Here is an 18,255-nt window from a genome sequence, read left to right on the forward strand (position 1 = left end):
ACCGTTTTTTATACATAAACACTTTCTTAAAATGTGACTTCATCTTGTTTTCTAAAATTAGATTCAGTTATAATAGCATTAAGCGATGATGGACGGGCTTGAGACTAGGAGGATAAGAATTTTGAAAAAGAAAAATACAGAGAACGTAAGAATTATTGCACTCGGAGGCGTTGGAGAAATCGGAAAAAACCTATATGTCATTGAGATTGATTCGGACATATATGTAGTAGATGCAGGTTTAATGCATCCAGAAAATGAAATGCTGGGCATTGACGTCGTCATTCCTGATATCTCTTATTTAACAGAGCGTGCTGATCGGGTGAAAGCAATTTTTCTTACCCACGGACATGATGAAGCAATCGGAGGCGTATTCCATTGCTTGAGCAAATTGTCTGTACCAGTCTACGGAACGAAGCTGACCCTTGCGTTACTTCGAGAAAAATTAAAGCAGTATGGCTTCAATCAAAAAGCTGATTTGCGTGAGGTACATGCAAAATCAGTTATTACTTTTGAAACAACAAAAGTATCGTTCTTTAGAACGAATCACAGCATTCCTGATTCAGTTGGGATCAGCTTCAAAACCTCTCTTGGTTCAATCGTATGCACAGGTGATTTTAAATTTGATCAAACCCCAGCGCTTAACCAAGCCTGTGACATCGGAGAGATTGCGAAAATTGGAAACAACGGCGTTTTAGCACTACTTTCAGACAGTGCAAATGCTGAAAAACCAGGCTATACACCTTCTGAGGCGCTCGTCCAAGACGAAATCTCAAATGCGATGTACAATGCTGAAAATCGTGTGATTGTTGCTGTGTCTTCATCTAATATTAACCGCGTGCAGCAAATCATAAATGCAACAAATCAAAATGGCCGTAAGCTTGCCGTTGCAGGGAAAAATATGATGACAACCCTTCAGCTGGCGATCAAGCTTGGTTATGTTACAGCAGACGAAGAATTATTTGTACCCGTTCAAGAAGTGAAGAAAATGGCGAAAAACGACGTGGTTATCCTGACCGCTGGAAGCCACGGAGAGCCGCTTGCTGCTTTAACAAAAATGGCGAAGCAAAATCACAAACAGCTTCATATTGAAAAAGATGATACAGTTGTGATTGCATCTACACCTCTTCCTGGACAAGAACTCACATACTCTAAAACAGTGGATTTCCTTACAAGAAGCGGAGCACAAGTCATTTTTGCGCAAAAACGTGTACATGTATCTGGACATGGCTGCCAAGAAGAGTTAAAGCTAATGCTGAACTTACTAAAACCGAAGTATTTAATTCCGGTGAATGGCGAATATCGTATGCAAAAAGCACATTCTCGTATTGCTGAAGAAGTAGGCATGAAACGCAGTGACATTTTCTTGATTGATAAAGGAGATGTTGTTGAGTTTAGAGGACAGAACGTCAAAATCGGTGAAAAAGTTCACCAAGGAAACATTTTGATCGATGGTCTTGGCGTTGGTGATATTGGAAACATCGTGTTACGCGATAGACGTCTATTGTCTCAAGACGGCATCTTGATTGTTGTCATTACGCTCGATAAACAAAAGAAACAATTAATTTCTGGACCTGAAATCATCACAAGAGGATTTGTTTATGTAAGAGAATCCGAAGAGCTGATTGTGAAAGCAACAGAAATGGTCAAAGGGATTGTCAAAGAGCAAACGGAAAACTCAATTGTTGAATGGTCAACATTGAAACAATCCATGCGCGATGTGCTAAATCAATTCCTTTATGAAAAAACAAAACGTAAGCCGATGATCATTCCAATTATTATGGAAGTGTGATGAGAAAAGCCCAAAGAGTATAAGCTCTTTGGGCTTTTTTGATGTGGGATGAGGAATGCGGATGGAATATGCCCTATTTGTTCATAATAGGAGAAGAGTTTGAGGAAAGGATGGAGACAAATGGACGAAAAGAATGAACAGCAGCCTGAGCGAAAGCCAGAAGAAAAAGACAGCATTATGAGCAAAATACAGCAGCTTGGTGAAACAGCCGTTCCACAGCTGCCGCAAGATACAAATATCCATTGCCTCACCATTATTGGACAAATTGAAGGCCATATGCAGCTTCCACCGCAAAATAAAACAACCAAATACGAACATGTCATTCCACAAATCGTAGCCGTTGAACAAAACCCTAAAATAGAAGGTCTTCTGATCATCTTAAATACAGTAGGGGGAGATGTTGAAGCGGGACTTGCGATTGCAGAAATGCTTGCTTCTTTATCAAAGCCAACTGTCTCGATTGTGCTTGGCGGCGGCCACTCCATAGGTGTCCCGATTGCTGTATCGTGTGACTATTCGTATATTGCAGAAACAGCTACGATGACCATTCATCCTGTGCGTTTAACAGGTCTTGTGATTGGCGTTCCGCAAACCTTCGAATACTTAGATAAAATGCAGGAAAGAGTCATTAATTTTGTCACAAGCCACTCCAACATTACAGAAGAGAAGTTTAAAGAGCTCATGTTCTCAAAAGGCAATTTGACGAGAGACATCGGAACAAATGTCGTTGGTCATGAGGCAGCAGAATACGGACTCATGAATGAAGTGGGCGGTGTAGGACAAGCGATTAAAAAGTTGAACGAACTTATCGGAGACAGGGCATCTCAAAACGAGGGGCTGATCCAATGATTTTATATACGCCTATGCCATATGAAGCCATTTACGCTGAGGAACAGGGAGAACGCAAGCTCCAGCAGGTAAACATTCAAGGTGTGCCAGTGATGGTTGAAATGAAAGAAGATGAAGCAGAAATCGTTCAAGTCATGAGCACCAATCCAATGGATTTTCTCAATCAAGAGCTTGCACCAGGCAAGCGATTGAAGTTACATTTAGGCACCAATCAAACCGACTCATATGAATGATTCTATGCTATAATAAAGGGAAAACTTACAACAAGATGCAGCCAAAACCAGGCTGCTTTCTTTCTGATCTTTCGGTAGGTTATATTTTCTTTCGTAGTAAGGTGATGAGTATGGCTAAAAAGAGAAAACGGAAAACGAGAAAAAAACAAAATAAACAGCTAAAACTGAAATATGAATTAAATGGGTTAGTCTGTATTGCCATAGCGATCATTGCCATTTTACAGCTGGGCGTTGTTGGACAAACCTTTGTACATCTATTCCGATTCTTTGCAGGTGAATGGTTCATTCTCTGCCTTATCGGATTATTTCTTTTTGGTGTGACGATTTTCTGGAAAAAACAAATCCCAGATATTTTAACAAGAAGAAAAGCAGGTCTCTACTGCATCATTGCGAGCATCTTGCTTTTGTCACATGTGAAGCTCTTTCAGCATCTTTCATCTGCTGGCGTCATTGGCTCTCAAAGTGTGATTAGAAATACATTTGAGCTTTTCTTGATGGATATGAAAGGTGAAACAGGATCGCCTGATTTAGGGGGCGGCATGATCGGAGCCGTCTTGTTCGCTGCTTCTTATTTCTTATTTGCACAAGCAGGCTCGCAAATCATGGCGATTGTTCTGATGCTGATTGGAATTGTCCTGATTACAAACCGATCCCTTCAGGAAATGGTGAAAAAAGTGACGATTCCTGTATCACAATTTATGGTGAGGCAGTGGAAAGCGTTTGTTGAAGATATGAAAGGAATCAGGCAGGCCAAAAAGAGCGCGTCCTCTCAGAAAACAGGTGAAAAGAAAAAACGTTCACGCATTCAAGAAGAAGACGAGGATGATCTGATCTTGATCGAAGAGGAAACGCCGTCTTCTGATAATAGCCAGCCGATTATTTCAAGCTTTGCAGACAGAGATGACATTCTCACCCCGACGGTTCAAAAAAAGCAGGCGGAAAAAGAGACAGCGCCTCTTCAGGACTCTGTGCAAAGTGCACCAGTTCAATCAGATACAGCCGATGAACCAAAAGAGGCGCCTCCGATGACATTTACAGAACTTGAAAACAAAGATTATGAATTGCCGTCACTTGATATTTTGGCAGAGCCTCAGCATTCAGGTCAGCAAACAGATAAGAAAAATATTTATGAAAATGCCAGAAAACTTGAAAAAACATTCCAAAGCTTTGGTGTGAAAGCAAAAGTCACACAGGTTCATTTAGGTCCAGCTGTGACCAAATATGAAGTATATCCAGATGTCGGCGTGAAGGTCAGTAAGATCGTCAATCTAAGTGATGATTTAGCCCTTGCCCTTGCAGCAAAGGACATTCGTATTGAGGCGCCGATTCCTGGTAAATCAGCCATCGGCATCGAAGTTCCGAATGCAGAAATTGCTATGGTTTCATTAAAAGAGGTATTAGAATCGAAGCAAAATGACCGTCCAAATGCCAAGCTCCTCATTGGACTCGGCCGCAATATTTCGGGTGAAGCCGTGCTTGCTGAAATGAACAAAATGCCGCATTTGCTTGTAGCAGGTTCGACTGGAAGCGGAAAAAGTGTGTGTATCAATGGTATTATTACAAGCATTCTCATGAGAGCGAAGCCTCATGAAGTGAAAATGATGATGATTGATCCGAAAATGGTTGAATTAAATGTGTATAACGGCATTCCGCATCTTTTGGCTCCTGTCGTAACAGACCCTAAGAAAGCCTCGCAGGCCCTTAAAAAAGTAGTCAGCGAAATGGAACGCCGCTATGAATTGTTTTCGCATACGGGGACAAGAAATATTGAAGGATACAATGATTACATTAAACGGATGAATCAAACAGAAGATGCTAAACAGCCAGAGCTTCCTTATATTGTTGTCATTGTAGACGAGCTTGCAGATTTAATGATGGTCGCTTCCTCTGATGTGGAAGATTCCATTACACGACTTTCTCAAATGGCTCGTGCTGCGGGAATTCATTTGATTATCGCCACACAAAGACCTTCTGTCGATGTCATTACAGGTGTCATTAAAGCCAACATCCCATCCCGCATTGCCTTTAGCGTATCCTCTCAAACAGATTCAAGGACGATCCTTGATATGGGAGGCGCAGAAAAGCTACTGGGCAGAGGGGACATGCTGTTTTTACCTGTTGGTGCAAACAAGCCGGTTCGTGTGCAAGGCGCCTTTTTATCAGATGAAGAAGTGGAACATGTTGTGGATCATGTGATCACACAGCAAAAAGCACAATACCAAGAGGAAATGATTCCGAGCGAAGAAACGCATGATCAGCTTGCGGCTGTTGAAGATGATCTATATGATGAAGCAGTAGAATTGATTATCGGCATGCAGACGGCTTCTGTTTCTATGCTGCAAAGAAGATTTCGCATCGGTTATACCCGGGCGGCACGTCTCATTGACGCAATGGAAGAGCGGGGCGTGGTAGGCCCATATGAAGGAAGTAAACCGAGAGAAGTTCTTCTCTCAAAAGAACAATATGACGAGCTCTCTTCATAAATTGAAGAGAGCTTTCCTGAAAAACAGTGAACAATAGTATGATTATGTTAACTGGATGTCAGACTATTTATTTATTTGCAAAAACATGATATAGTTATGTTCAACTTATCTCGGAATAGAGATTTCTCATCTTATCATTTGCATTGATTAGACGGAGGGAAAACATGTCGACCAAAACAGACAATCGCCATTTATATTTGAAAGTGATTGACCGTATTAAAGAAGATATTCAAACAGGTGTATATGCTGAAAAAGAAAAACTGCCTTCTGAGTTTGAGCTCTCAAAACTTTTAGGTGTGAGCAGAGCGACACTGCGTGAGGCCCTTCGTATATTAGAAGAAGAGAAGTATTTAATTAGAAGGCATGGGGTAGGGACTTTCGTCAATTCAAGACCGCTTTTTTCGACAGGCATAGAACAGCTGACAAGTGTTACGAAAATGATTGAGCAGGTCAATATGACGCCTGGCACCATCTTTTTATCCTCGCAAGAAGGGGAGCCAACAGAGAATGATGTCATTCGTTTTCAGTGTGATAAATCTGATGGGATTTTTTCAATGGAACGCGTTCGAACGGCAGATGGGCAGCCAGTTGTTTATTGTTTAGATAAAATTCCGGTCAAACATCTTCCCGCTTCTTTTACACATGAAGAAGAGTCTCTTTTTGAGCTGTTTGGAAGAGAACCGCACAGCGGGATTAAATATGCAGTTGCTGATATTGAACCAATTGGCTACCACGATCAGGTCTCACCGATTCTAGATTGTGACCCTGAAACGGCGTTATTATTACTGAAACAAATGCACTATGATCAGGATGATCAGCCGGTCTTATACTCCCTCAATTATTTTCGAGCGGATAAATTCAGCTTTCATGTCATACGCAAACGATTTTAATAAGCAGTCGCTTCCATAGGCGGCTGCTTTTTGTTCGCCCATACATAATACTCGTCAAACTTGCCACACTAATACGTAACAGTATATAGAATTGGGTGAATGATGTTGGGCGAGAAAACAGTCAGTAAAAAGAATATCATTGCATTATCATCAGTGCCTCTAATCATGACACTAGGGAACTCGATGTTAATACCAGTATTGCCAGAGATAGAAAAGAAACTCTCGATTACTTCCTTTCAAGTCTCTCTCATTATTACGGTATATTCGGTTGTAGCCATCTTATGTATTCCAATCGCCGGTTACTTATCAGACCGGATTGGGCGGAAAAAGGTACTGCTGCCGTGTCTTTTAATCGCTGGACTTGGAGGAGCTGTGGCAGCAGTCGCCTCAACGATCATGAAAGAACCTTATATGTGGATTCTATTTGGCAGGGTCCTTCAAGGGATTGGTTCAGCTGGAGCCGCACCTGTCGTTATGCCGTTTATTGGAGATTTGTTTCATGATGATGAAGAGGTCAGTGCCGGACTTGGCGCCATTGAAACCTCTAATACAGCAGGTAAGGTACTAAGTCCTATTATTGGGGCACTTCTTGCTTCATGGTTTTGGTTTGTGCCGTTTTGGTTCATTCCGTTCTTTTCGATCATCAGCTTTCTCATGGTACTGTTCATGGTAGAGTCGGCGAAAAAAGAGGAGGACCCGCCTACATTTAAAGAATTTTTAAAATCAACAAAGACCATTTTTAAGCATGAGGGACGCTGGCTTTATGCCATTTTTGCTATTGGCGGTTTTATTATGTTTCTTCTTTTTGGTGTGCTTTTTTACTTATCCGATAACCTCGAGGCAGCTTATCAAATAAAAGGCGTTAAAAAAGGGCTCCTGCTGAGTATTCCGCTCCTTTTTCTATCAATCAGTTCCTACATTGCTGGAAAAACGATTGGAAAAGAAAAAGGAAAAATGAGAATCTTTATAATCGTAGGGATGGCTTTGTTATCACTTTCTTATATTTTTTTATGGTGGAATCACAGCTTTTTCGTATTGTTTATCTGTTTAAGCATTGGCGGAGTGGGCATCGGTATTGTGCTGCCTGCACTTGATGCGCTGATTACAGAAGGAATTGAAAAAGAGCAGTGCGGTACCATTACGTCATTTTATAGCAGTATGCGTTTTATCGGTGTTGCTTTAGGACCTCCGATTTTTGCCTATCTAATGGATAAAGGGGACTCCATTGTTTTTATTCTCTCGACCATTTGCAGTCTCATTTCACTATTTTTGGTCCTCTTTTTCATCCAGCCAGATGAAGAGGATGAGAGTGAACAATTGAAAACGGTTTAAATATAGAAAAAAGATGGTATTTTGCCATCTTTTTTCTTTTTTATAAATTGACATGTAAAATTTTGATAGTTAAACTAATGTATAGTAATATCTTTTAAATTATCCCAAATTGGAGGTGTTCAAAAACATTCATTTTCTGTCTTTCTTTAGGCAGAAATTGAGCTCGCGTGCTGATGATGGAGATATGCTTCTTCAACACGAAAGGACAATTGAATAGGTCATCCTGCCATTTGAAGGAGACGCAGTCAGCACTTCAGACACGCTCAAATACAGCAAATTGATTGAAGAAGTAGAAGGAGCTTGAAGCAGCTATGTTGCAAATAATTAAAGCAAGATGGATTGTATTAGTGGTGTGGATGATAACAGCTGTGATTCTGTTTATTACTGCGCCCGATTTAGAGGAATTAACAAGAGAAAAAGGGCAATTAAAGGTTCCGGAGGGGACACCAACAGCTGAGGCACTTCACCTATTGGATAAGCTGTCAGATAAGAACGGGAAGAAAGATACAGGTGTGCTTGTATTCTCCGAACAACATCTGTTCCCTGCGAAAGAGCAGGAATTAAAAAAGGCTTTAGCTGCACTCATGTCAAATGCCCCAGAACTCCACATTGACGGAATTACTTCGTATTTTCATGTAGATCCGGACATTCAAAAACAACTTTTATCAAAGGATAAAAGTACACTTCTTGTTCCATTCAAATTCGACCACTACGAAACAAAAGCTGTGAAGATTAAAGAACAAATTGAGGAAGTTTTAAAGCCCTATCATGTCTCATATGAAATAACGGGTCAAAAGTTTGTGGATTCAGATGTCATTCAAAGCTCTCAACAAGGTCTGAAGAAAACTGAACTTATCACGATGATTTTTATTTTCTTTATTTTAATCATTGTTTTCAGATCGATATTGGCACCTGTTGTTCCGCTCATTACGATAGGCATTTCTTACGCTGTCAGCCGGTGTATTGTGGCTTTTCTCGTAGAATATACACAATTTCCTCTATCTAATTTTACTCAGATTTTTATGGTAGCCATTATGTTCGGTATCGGAACGGATTATTGCATCCTGCTGTTAAGCCGTTTTAAAGAGGAGATCGGGCAAGGCCGTGATGTCAAAGAGTCGATTATCGTCACATATCAATGTGCAGGGAAAACGGTATTTTTCAGCGGCTTAGCCGTGTTAGTCGGCTTCTCAAGTATTGGATTTGCTAAATTCCAATTGTATCAATCAGCCGTTAGTGTTGCCGTTGGAGTAGGCATTCTGCTGATTGCCCTTGTCACCATCGTTCCCTTTTTTATGTCTGTTTTCGGAAAATCTCTATTCTGGCCATCTAAAAGAGAAAACATTCGGCATCCGCAAAGTAAAATGTGGGAATGGGCTGGGCGTTTTTCATTTAAAAGGCCGCTGATCAGCTTAGGGTTAGTCGCTCTTATTACGGTGCCTCCTATTCTGATGTACGACGGCACCCTATCTTATAACAGTTTAAATGAAATTGGGAATAAGTATGAGTCGGTGTCAGCATTTAATACGATATCAGAGCAATTTGGCTTTGGTGAAGCGCTGCCGCTGAATGTGCTTGTCGAAAATGATCATAAGCTGGATAATCAGGAAAAGATTGTCATGATTGAAAAGCTGACTCGTAAATTAAATGACATTGACGAAGTCAAAACAGTCCGCAGTGTCACGCGGCCTGTTGGGGACGGGCTGAGCCAGCTTTATGTCACCTCTCAAGCGAAAGAGCTTGGAGGAGAACTCGGCAAAGGCCATGAAGGAATCGGGAAAATTTCAGATGGCTTGACCGAAACAAATCTCGCTCTTCTCAAACAAAAACCAAAAATTGAAGAATCCGCTCAAGGCATTGACCAGCTGATTGATGGAACAAAAGCAATCAAAAGCGGTATCGGAGAAGTTAGGGAATCCTTAATCTCTTTAGAAGATGGAGTGAGACGCAGTAAGGAAGGCGTCGGCACCATTCGAAGTAAAATCAAAAAAGCGAAAAAAGAATTAGAGCAAGAATATCGCAGCAGCGAAACGATGCTTCAAGAGCTAGAGCGAGTGGTGAATACACTTGAACGCCATGCGAAATCGAATCAGCAGCTGATGACAACCATTAAGAAAGTAAGGGCATCCTATGAAAATCTTTCATTTGAAGCACTAGAAAATCGTCTTCCAGAAGTAAAAGACATGGATGAATATAAAGAAATCAAGAAGGTATTCAAAGAAACAAAAGGAATGCTTGATCAAGCAGGGGATCAAATGAGTGTATATGAAGAGGAAGCCGCTCACTTTAAGCAAAAGATCAAGCAGGCAGATCAAGTGATTCAAACCTTATCAAGCAAGCAAAAAGAAGTAAGACGCCAAGTGCAAGCGCTCATGGATGGGCTTGATCAAATTTATGACGGCCTTGACCAAACAAATGAGGGCCAAAAACAATTGATTAAAGAAATGCCTAAAATCGAAGATGGTGCAGATCAGCTGACAGACGGCCAAAAAGCCATCAAAAAAGGATTTAGCCAGCTTTCATCAAAACTTACATTGTTAACAGATGGATTAGGTGAAAGTATTGAAGGGCTTGAGCAGGTCAAAAGCGGCTTCACCGAGGCTGACGGCTACTTAAAGCAGCTTCAGCAAGCGCCAGATGAAGAAATAACGGGCTGGTTTATTCCAGAAGAAGTGCTGAAACGCCAAGAATTTAAGCAAATCTTTCATACGTATATGTCTCCAGATCGTAAATTAACGACTTTTGAAGTCATCTTAAATGTGAATCCATACAGCAATGAAGCGATGAAAGGTGTCGCGAAAATTGAGGAAACCCTTGATCAATATTTACCTGTAAGTGGACTCAAAAATGCCAAATACGGTGTATCTGGTATCTCAAGCTTAAATGTGGACTTAAAAGAAACGTCTGACGGTGACTTTATTCGAACTGTTATCTTCATGTTAATTGGTATTTTTATTATTTTAATTATTTTATTACGGTCAATCGTCATGCCGATATACTTAACACTTTCACTGATTTTAACGTACTTTACATCAATCGGGTTAACAGAATGGATCTTTAAAACATTTTTTGGCTACGATGGTGTCAGCTGGGCTGTCCCATTTTTCAGCTTTGTCATTCTTGTGACGCTCGGGATCGATTATTCCATCTTCCTCATGGATCGTTTTAATGAATGGAAGGGAGAGCATGTACAAGCATCGATGATATCAGCGATGAGAAATATGGGTTCTGTTATTATTTCTGCAGTGGCCATTTTAGCAGGTACGTTCGCTGCTATGCTGCCATCAGGAGTATTATCGCTTGTTGAAATTGCAACAGTCGTACTCATTGGACTTTTATTATATGCTTTTGTTGTATTGCCCCTCTTTATTCCGGTCATGGTTCGTATTTTTGGTAAATGGAATTGGTGGCCGTTTAGAATGAAATAACGACTGGCGTCTCTGCTATGAGCAGAGGCGTTTTTATTTCCTATCCTTTCCTCTGATTGATATAATGTCTATTAAATGGCTGTTTCACGTATATATCAGCTATGTTCTAATACATAATAAATAGGATGAACAAAGGAGGTTTCTCATGACGTACTTACAAGAGAAGACACTGGACACACCGGGTCTTCATACTCATATTGTCAAAACAGAAAAATTTAAAACCGTGACAATCCTTTTTAAAATGCTTGCACCGCTATCCAAAGATGACGTCACCATGCGTTCTCTTTTCCCGCATGTGCTGTTAAGAGGAACAGAAAAGATGCCGAAAACAGGCGCACTGCGTGCCTATTTTGATGAGCTCTATGGAGCAACCGTTTCGGCAGACATGGCGAAAAAAGGTGAGAATCACATCATTACCTTTCGCCTAGAAATGGCGAATGAAAAATATTTAAAGGATCAAACCCCTTTACTAGAAAAAGGGATTGCCTTACTATCTGACCTATTATTCCGCCCTTATGTTGAAGAAGGAGTGTTTAGTCAATTATATGTAGATCAAGAAAAACGCACATTAAAACAGCGAATTCAGGCAGTTTATGATGACAAAATGCGTTATTCGAACTTAAGACTCGTGCAGGAAATGTGTAAAGGTGAACCATATGCGTTGCACGTCAATGGTGAAATGGAAGACATCGAAGCAATCACACCTCACTCGCTCTTTGAAGCTTATGAGCATGCGCTTCATTCAAACCAGCTTGATCTTTATGTTGTCGGAGATGTTGACGAACAAGACATCAGCCGCATGGTCTCCCAATACTTTAAAACAAGTGAAAGAGAACCAGTCAAACAGCAGGCTGAATCAGCAAGACCTCAAAATGAACCAAAAGAAGTCATTGATGAAGAGGACGTGAAACAAGGCAAGCTGAATATTGGCTTTCGTACACATACAACGATTGCAGATAAAGATTATCCGGCGCTGCATTTGTTTAATGGCATATTCGGCGGTTTCTCGCATTCTAAGCTATTCATTAATGTTCGTGAAAAGGCAAGTCTAGCTTACTACGCTGTGTCTAGACTTGAAAGCTTTAAAGGCTTGATGATGGTCATGTCAGGGATTGAAGTCGGCAACTACCAGCAGGCAGTGGACATCATCAAAGAACAATTTGAAGCGATGCAAAAAGGTGATTTTTCAGATGAAGCGATTGATCAAACAAAAGCAGTCGTCAAAAATCAGCTGCTCGAAACGATCGATACGTCTTATGGGACAGCAGAATATTTGTATCAGCATGCCGTTGTACCAACTGGGGAAACCCTTGATTCCTTTTTAGAAGCATTAGACCGTGTGACAAAAGAGGACATCATCAATGTGGGTCAGAAAATTGAATGGGATACGACCTATTTTCTTAAAGGAACGGAGGGTGCTTCATGACAGTGAAAACAATTCATTTCGATCAGCTGCAAGAAACGGTCTATCACGAAAAAATGGAAAGCGGACTTGACGTCTATGTGCTGCCAAAGCAAGGGTTTAACAAAACCTATGCGACCTTTACAACAAAATATGGCTCTGTCGATAACGAATTTGTGCCGCTTGGCAAAGAAGACATGATTCGAGTGCCTGACGGAATTGCCCATTTCTTAGAGCATAAGCTGTTTGAAAAAGAAGATGGAGACGTGTTTCATACTTTTAGTAAACAGGGAGCATCCGCAAACGCCTTTACAACGTTTACGAGAACGGCTTATTTATTCTCAAGCACCTCAAATGTCGAACAAAACCTTGAGACACTCATTGATTTTGTTCAAGAGCCTTATTTTACTGAAAAAACAGTCGAAAAAGAAAAGGGCATCATTGGTCAAGAAATTAACATGTATGATGACAATCCGGACTGGCGTTTATTCTTTGGTCTGATTGAAAATTTATATCAAGAGCATCCTGTGAGAATAGATATTGCTGGAACAGTAGAGAGCATTGCCCCTATTACAAAAGATCATTTGTATGAATGTTATGAAACGTTCTATCACCCGAGCAATATGCTTCTATTCGTCGTCGGGCCTGTTGATCCGAAGCAAATTTTAGATCAAGTCAGAGCGAATCAGGCGAAAAAGCCATTTACAGATCAGCCGGAGATCAAACGAAAAGACATCAATGAGCCAGAAGGTGTGTACCGGAAAGAATACGAACTTCCAATGAACGTACAAGGCTCTAAATGTATGTTCGGTTTGAAAACAAAGAATCCGCATAAAAAAGGAAATCAGCTGCTAAAGCATGAGCTTGGGATGAACCTCATTTTAGAGACGCTGTTTGGCAAAAGCTCCTTACAATATGAACAGATGTATGAAAAAGGCTTAATTGATGAAACATTCAGCTACGATTATACAGAAGAGGGCGGCTTTGGCTTTACTTCAGTTGGCGGGGATACAAATGATCCTGATCAACTCGCAAAGGTATTAAAAGAAACCCTTCTTCAAGCAAAAAGCCTCATGACAGAAGAGAAAATTGAACTTGCACGCAAGAAAAAAATCGGCAGCTTTTTAAAAGCCATGAATTCTCCAGAATATATTGCGAACCAATTTACTCGATATGCATTCTTAGACATGAGCTTATTTGATGTCGTCACAATGCTGGAACAAATTCAATTGACTGATATTCAGCAAATTTTAGATGAAGAAATTGATGAAGAACGGATGTCTGTTTTCAAAGTCGTCCCAAAAACAAAATAAATGTAAAAAGACAAACTCATATCGGCAGAGTTTGTCTTTTTTATGTTCATTGAAAAAGCCGTTTTATTTGTGAGGATATTCATTGACAATTGTTTTGGACATTAGTTAAACTCTTTAATAGTTAAACACTTAAACTAAAAAGGAGCAGCGTATGGAACAAAATAAAATTGCCCAGCTTATCCAGAGGTATGCAGATGTCTATCTCTGGATGGAGAAAAAAGTCTCGAGTATGATCACCGAAAAGCTTGATAAAGAGCTGACGCTTGATCAATATTACTCGCTTCGATACATCAATTTACATCCAGGATGTACATCTACGGACCTTGCTAATGTATGTAATGTAAACAAAAGTGCTGTAACATCCATGACTAATCGTCTTTTTACGAAAAACTATATTTTTCGTGAACATGATCAAGCTGACAGAAGAAATGTTCACCTGTACGTCACGCCAGAGGGCAAAGATGTGGTCAGCCGAATGGAAAAGCAGCTTCAAGACCTGGTTCGATCTTATTTTGAAAAGCTTGAAGAAAAAGAAATGGAATCATTTATTCAAACATATGAAAAGATCTATCAAGTGATCATCGAAGAGGAGGCACAAAGTACTAATGAGAGCAATCATAAAGGGTAGATGGCTGATCACGATTCTGTGGATCGTATTAGCGGCAGTGTTACTCATCACCGCTCCTAATATGGCGCAATTAACAAAAGAAAAGGGGCAAATTTCTGTACCAGACGGCTATCCGTCCTCATATGCCAATCAGTTATTAAAGAAAATGTCTGAAAACGGCGATACAGAAAAATCAATCGTCATTGTCTTTCAAGAAAAGAACATTGTGAAAGAAAGAGAAACATCTTTAAAAAAGGCAATGGATATTTTAGAAAAAGATCAAGATCTCCACATAGAGGACATCACTTCTTACTTTGAAGCCAATAAAGATATCAAAAAACAAATGCTCTCTAAAGATCAAACGACACTCCTTGTTCCAGTTACATATGACTCAAACAAAATCAAAGCGTCCGATTTTAAAGAAAGAGTCAATGAAAAGCTGAAAAGCTTAAACCTGAAATTTGAAATGACAGGGCAGCCGTTAATTGATGATGATGTTATCACAAGTTCGCAGGAAGGCCTGAAGAAAACAGAATTCATTACGATTGGGTTTATTCTCGTTGTCCTTATTCTTGTTTTTAGGTCAGCTGTGGCGCCTTTCGTTCCCTTAGTCGCAGTGGCACTGTCTTACTTGGTGAGTCAATCGATCGTGGCTTATTTAGTGAAATATGTAGACTTTCCGCTCTCGACCTTTACTCAGATCTTTATGGTCGCGATCATGTTTGGAATTGGAACGGACTACTGCATACTGCTTCTCAGCCGCTTTAAGGAAGAGATCGCACACGGTAAAGATAAAATTGAAGCGATTCTGATTACGTATAAAACAGCAGGAAAGACCGTCTTATTCAGCGGAATTGCAGTGCTGATCGGCTTTACATGTATTGGTCTCGCACAATTCCAGCTTTATAAATCAGCTGTTGCAGTAGCAGTCGGGGTTGCAGTGCTCATTGTGGCTCTTCTCACGATTGTGCCGTTCTTTATGGCAGTTTTAGGAAAGGTGTTATTTTGGCCGATTAAAGGCGATATTGCCCATCCGCAGTCAAAAATGTGGGAAACAGCAGGCCGTTTTTCATTTAAGAAACCGCTTTTCAGCTTATTAATTGTAGGAATCATTACGCTTCCGCCAATTCTCATGTATAAAGGAACTCTTTCTTATAACAGCTTAGATGAAATTGGTAATAAATACGAATCGGTTAACGCATTCAATACCATTTCTGATAAGTTTGGACCGGGTGAAGCACTTCCGGCAACAGTGGTCGTGAAATCATCTGACCTTTTAGACAACAATGAAGGGCTGATTGCCATCGAAAAACTCAGCCGTGCAATTGAACAAACAGATGGGGTCAGTAAAGTGAGAAGTGCCACCCGTCCGGTCGGTAAAGGGCTGAGTGATCTGTACGTGAAATCACAAGCCAAAGAACTGAACACAGGACTTGATAAAAGCAATGAAGGCTTGAAAAACATCCAAGATGCACTGACGACAATGAGTCAATCCATTGAGGATCAAACACCGCAAATCAAATCATCAGGAAAAGGCATTAACAAATTGATTTCTGGTACAGAATCTGTGCAAACAGGGATTCAAAATGTTGAAAAATCCTTAAGAAAATTGCAAAACGGCATCGACCAAAATAAAAAAGGTGTAGCAGCCATTAAAGATGAAATCAAAGGTGCAAAAAAGGAATTAATGGCTCAAGTCGCACAAGTGAATCAGCAAGTTTCACTGTATAAAAGCATTTCCAAAGAATTAAAGGCAGCATTAGCGCAAGTGGATACGTCATCCTCTGCCGCAGCAGATGTAAAAGCGTTAATCAAACAAGCAAATACACAATTTAGTACCCTTGAAAAGCAAATCCCGCAGGTAAAAGAAAATCAATCGTATCAAGCGATTAAAGCTTCGTACAATGAACTTTCTGCGACCTTGCAAGAAGGGGCGAAACAGGCAGACAGCTATGCCAAACAAGCGAAAGAAGCTAGAAAGCAGCTTGAAGCAGCTGATGCCTTTATCGCAAAAGCTTCTGAGCAGCAAAAAGTCTTGACGAATCAAATCGATGAACTCATTGCTGGCTTAGATGCAGTTGAAAATGGACTGGATCAAACGTCTAAAGGTCAAGGACAATTAGCCGATAATATGCCAAAGCTTGCAAATGGAGCGGGGGACATCATTAATGGCCAAAAGCAAATGAAAGAAAAGATTGGCGGCTTTGGAGATGATCTAACCAAGCTGACAGACGGCCTGAACAAAAGTGTAAATGGACTGGAGAAAATTTCGAGCGGCTTAATGGGTGCAGGTGACTACTTAGACGAACTGAAAAATGCACCAGATCAAGACATGGCCGGCTGGTTTATTCCAAAAGACGTCTTGAAAAATAAAGCATTTAAGCAAGTATTTGATTCATACATGTCAGATGATCGCAAGATGACAAAGATTGATGTCATTTTAGAGAAAAATCCATATGGAAATGACGCCTTGTCGACGATTAAACAAGTGGAAGCTTCTGTCGAGCGGGCACTTCCTGAAACAAACCTAAAAGATGCGTCATTTGGCGTCTCAGGTGTATCAAGTATGAATGCTGATCTGAAACAACTGTCAGACCAAGATTTCAATAAGACAGTGCTTTATATGATGATTGGTATTTTCCTTATTTTGGTTATTTTGTTCCGTTCGCTTGTCATGCCGCTTTACTTGGTAGGTTCACTCATATTGACTTACTTTACAGCAATCGGTGTAACAGAATTTATTTTCACCCATTTCTTCGGATATCCTGGCATTAACTGGGCTGTACCATTCTTTGGATTTGTCATATTAATGGCGCTCGGAGTCGATTATTCGATTTTCTTAATGGAGCGGTTCAATGAATACAAAACAAAAGACATCCAGTTTGCCATGACTGAATCAATGAAAAATATGGGGTCTGTCATTATGTCTGCTGCTGTTATTTTGGCAGGAACATTTGCCGCCATGCTTCCATCAGGTGTGCTGTCTCTCCTGCAGATTGCAACACTTGTCCTTACAGGACTTTTACTGTACGCACTCGTTGTGCTACCATTGTTCGTACCTGTAATGGTGAAATTGTTCGGATCAGCCAACTGGTTCCCATTTAAACGAAAAGAATAGGTATTCTATATAGAAAGAAGGAATCAATGTGATGAGTCGTTGGGCGCTGATAACAGGTGCCAGTGGCGGGATTGGGCAGGCAGCAGCGAAAAAGCTTGCCCAAGAAGGCTGCCATGTGATGCTCCATTATCATAAAAATGAACAGGCAGCTGTGCGCCTCGCTGCTCATTTGGATGAGGCATATTCCATTCAAACGCACGTCGTTCAAGCCGATTTATCTAAAATGGGCGGAGCAGAAGAGCTTGTCAGCCGTCTGCCGCTCTGTCCAGATATTCTTGTTTTAAATAGCGGCAGAAGCCATGTCGGCTTGGTGACAGACACAGAAAAAGACGTATTAGCCAGTATGGTGCAGCTTCATGTCACAAGCCCATATGAGCTTACCCAATCCCTTTTACCCGCCATGATTCGAAAGAAAGCAGGCCATATCATTGCGGTCAGCTCGATATGGGGAGAAACGGGAGCATCGTGTGAAGTGCTGTACAGCATGGTCAAAGGTGCGCAAAATGCGTTTATCAAAGGATTAGCAAAAGAGCTTGCTCCAAGTGGAATTAGAGCAAATGCTGTCTCGCCAGGTGCTGTCAAAACAGACATGATGAATCGTTTTACGCAGGAAGACATCGCTATGCTGGAAGAAGAAATTCCGCTTGGCCGGCTTGCATCGCCTGAGGAGGTTGCAGATGTCATTTGGTTTCTCGCGTCAAAACAGTCAAGTTATATCACAGGTCAAATTTTATCTGTTAATGGCGGCTGGTACTGTTAAAAAAACGTGTATAATTCGTCTCTCCATGACAAAAGCTATGGCTGTAATTCA

The 18,255-nt window shown here is 40.7% G+C and carries 12 protein-coding genes; all 12 read left to right on the forward strand.

The window, feature by feature from the left end:
* Positions 1-121 precede the first annotated feature (121 nt).
* The 12 genes from rnjB (at position 122) to NSU11_RS08330 (ending at position 18,204) form a co-directional block, all read left to right on the forward strand.
* Positions 122-1,789: a ribonuclease J2 gene (gene rnjB / locus NSU11_RS08275; protein WP_012010007.1), complete on the forward strand. Its 1,668-nt coding sequence runs from the start codon at positions 122-124 to the stop codon at positions 1,787-1,789.
* A 120-nt stretch (positions 1,790-1,909) separates the two neighbouring features.
* Entirely contained in the window at positions 1,910-2,638 is a 729-nt protein-coding gene (locus NSU11_RS08280; RefSeq protein WP_024424124.1) for a ClpP family protease, read from the forward strand.
* Positions 2,635-2,871, forward strand: coding sequence for a YlzJ-like family protein (locus tag NSU11_RS08285; RefSeq protein ID WP_008344712.1), 237 nt, complete (start codon positions 2,635-2,637; stop codon positions 2,869-2,871). Before NSU11_RS08280 ends, NSU11_RS08285 begins: the two co-directional genes overlap by 4 nt.
* 110 nt (positions 2,872-2,981) lie before the next feature.
* Entirely contained in the window at positions 2,982-5,354 is a 2,373-nt protein-coding gene (locus NSU11_RS08290) for a DNA translocase FtsK (RefSeq protein ID WP_122631378.1), read from the forward strand.
* 164 nt (positions 5,355-5,518) lie between these two features.
* Positions 5,519-6,244: a GntR family transcriptional regulator gene (locus NSU11_RS08295; RefSeq protein ID WP_024424122.1), complete on the forward strand. Its 726-nt coding sequence runs from the start codon at positions 5,519-5,521 to the stop codon at positions 6,242-6,244.
* 99 nt (positions 6,245-6,343) lie between these two features.
* Entirely contained in the window at positions 6,344-7,576 is a 1,233-nt protein-coding gene (locus NSU11_RS08300) for an MFS transporter (protein WP_181950609.1), read from the forward strand.
* Positions 7,577-7,887: 311 nt separating this feature from the next.
* Positions 7,888-11,004: an MMPL family transporter gene (locus tag NSU11_RS08305; protein WP_342493876.1), complete on the forward strand. Its 3,117-nt coding sequence runs from the start codon at positions 7,888-7,890 to the stop codon at positions 11,002-11,004.
* 145 nt (positions 11,005-11,149) lie between these two features.
* On the forward strand, positions 11,150-12,430 hold the full coding sequence (locus NSU11_RS08310) for a pitrilysin family protein (RefSeq protein WP_044330515.1): 1,281 nt from the start codon (positions 11,150-11,152) through the stop codon (positions 12,428-12,430).
* Positions 12,427-13,719: a pitrilysin family protein gene (locus NSU11_RS08315; protein ID WP_044330513.1), complete on the forward strand. Its 1,293-nt coding sequence runs from the start codon at positions 12,427-12,429 to the stop codon at positions 13,717-13,719. The genes NSU11_RS08310 and NSU11_RS08315 overlap by 4 nt, the downstream gene beginning before the upstream one ends.
* A 151-nt stretch (positions 13,720-13,870) precedes the next feature.
* Positions 13,871-14,347 carry a MarR family transcriptional regulator gene (locus NSU11_RS08320; RefSeq protein WP_254966942.1) on the forward strand — a complete coding sequence of 159 codons (477 nt, stop codon included), beginning with the start codon at positions 13,871-13,873 and terminating at the stop codon, positions 14,345-14,347.
* Positions 14,325-17,444: an MMPL family transporter gene (locus NSU11_RS08325; protein ID WP_024424116.1), complete on the forward strand. Its 3,120-nt coding sequence runs from the start codon at positions 14,325-14,327 to the stop codon at positions 17,442-17,444. The genes NSU11_RS08320 and NSU11_RS08325 overlap by 23 nt, the downstream gene beginning before the upstream one ends.
* Positions 17,445-17,475: 31 nt before the next feature.
* Entirely contained in the window at positions 17,476-18,204 is a 729-nt protein-coding gene (locus NSU11_RS08330) for an SDR family oxidoreductase (protein ID WP_024424115.1), read from the forward strand.
* Positions 18,205-18,255 lie beyond the last annotated feature (51 nt).

It is taken from the genome of Bacillus sp. FSL R5-0712 (genome assembly GCF_038593285.1).
Taxonomy (GTDB): domain Bacteria; phylum Bacillota; class Bacilli; order Bacillales; family Bacillaceae; genus Bacillus; species Bacillus safensis.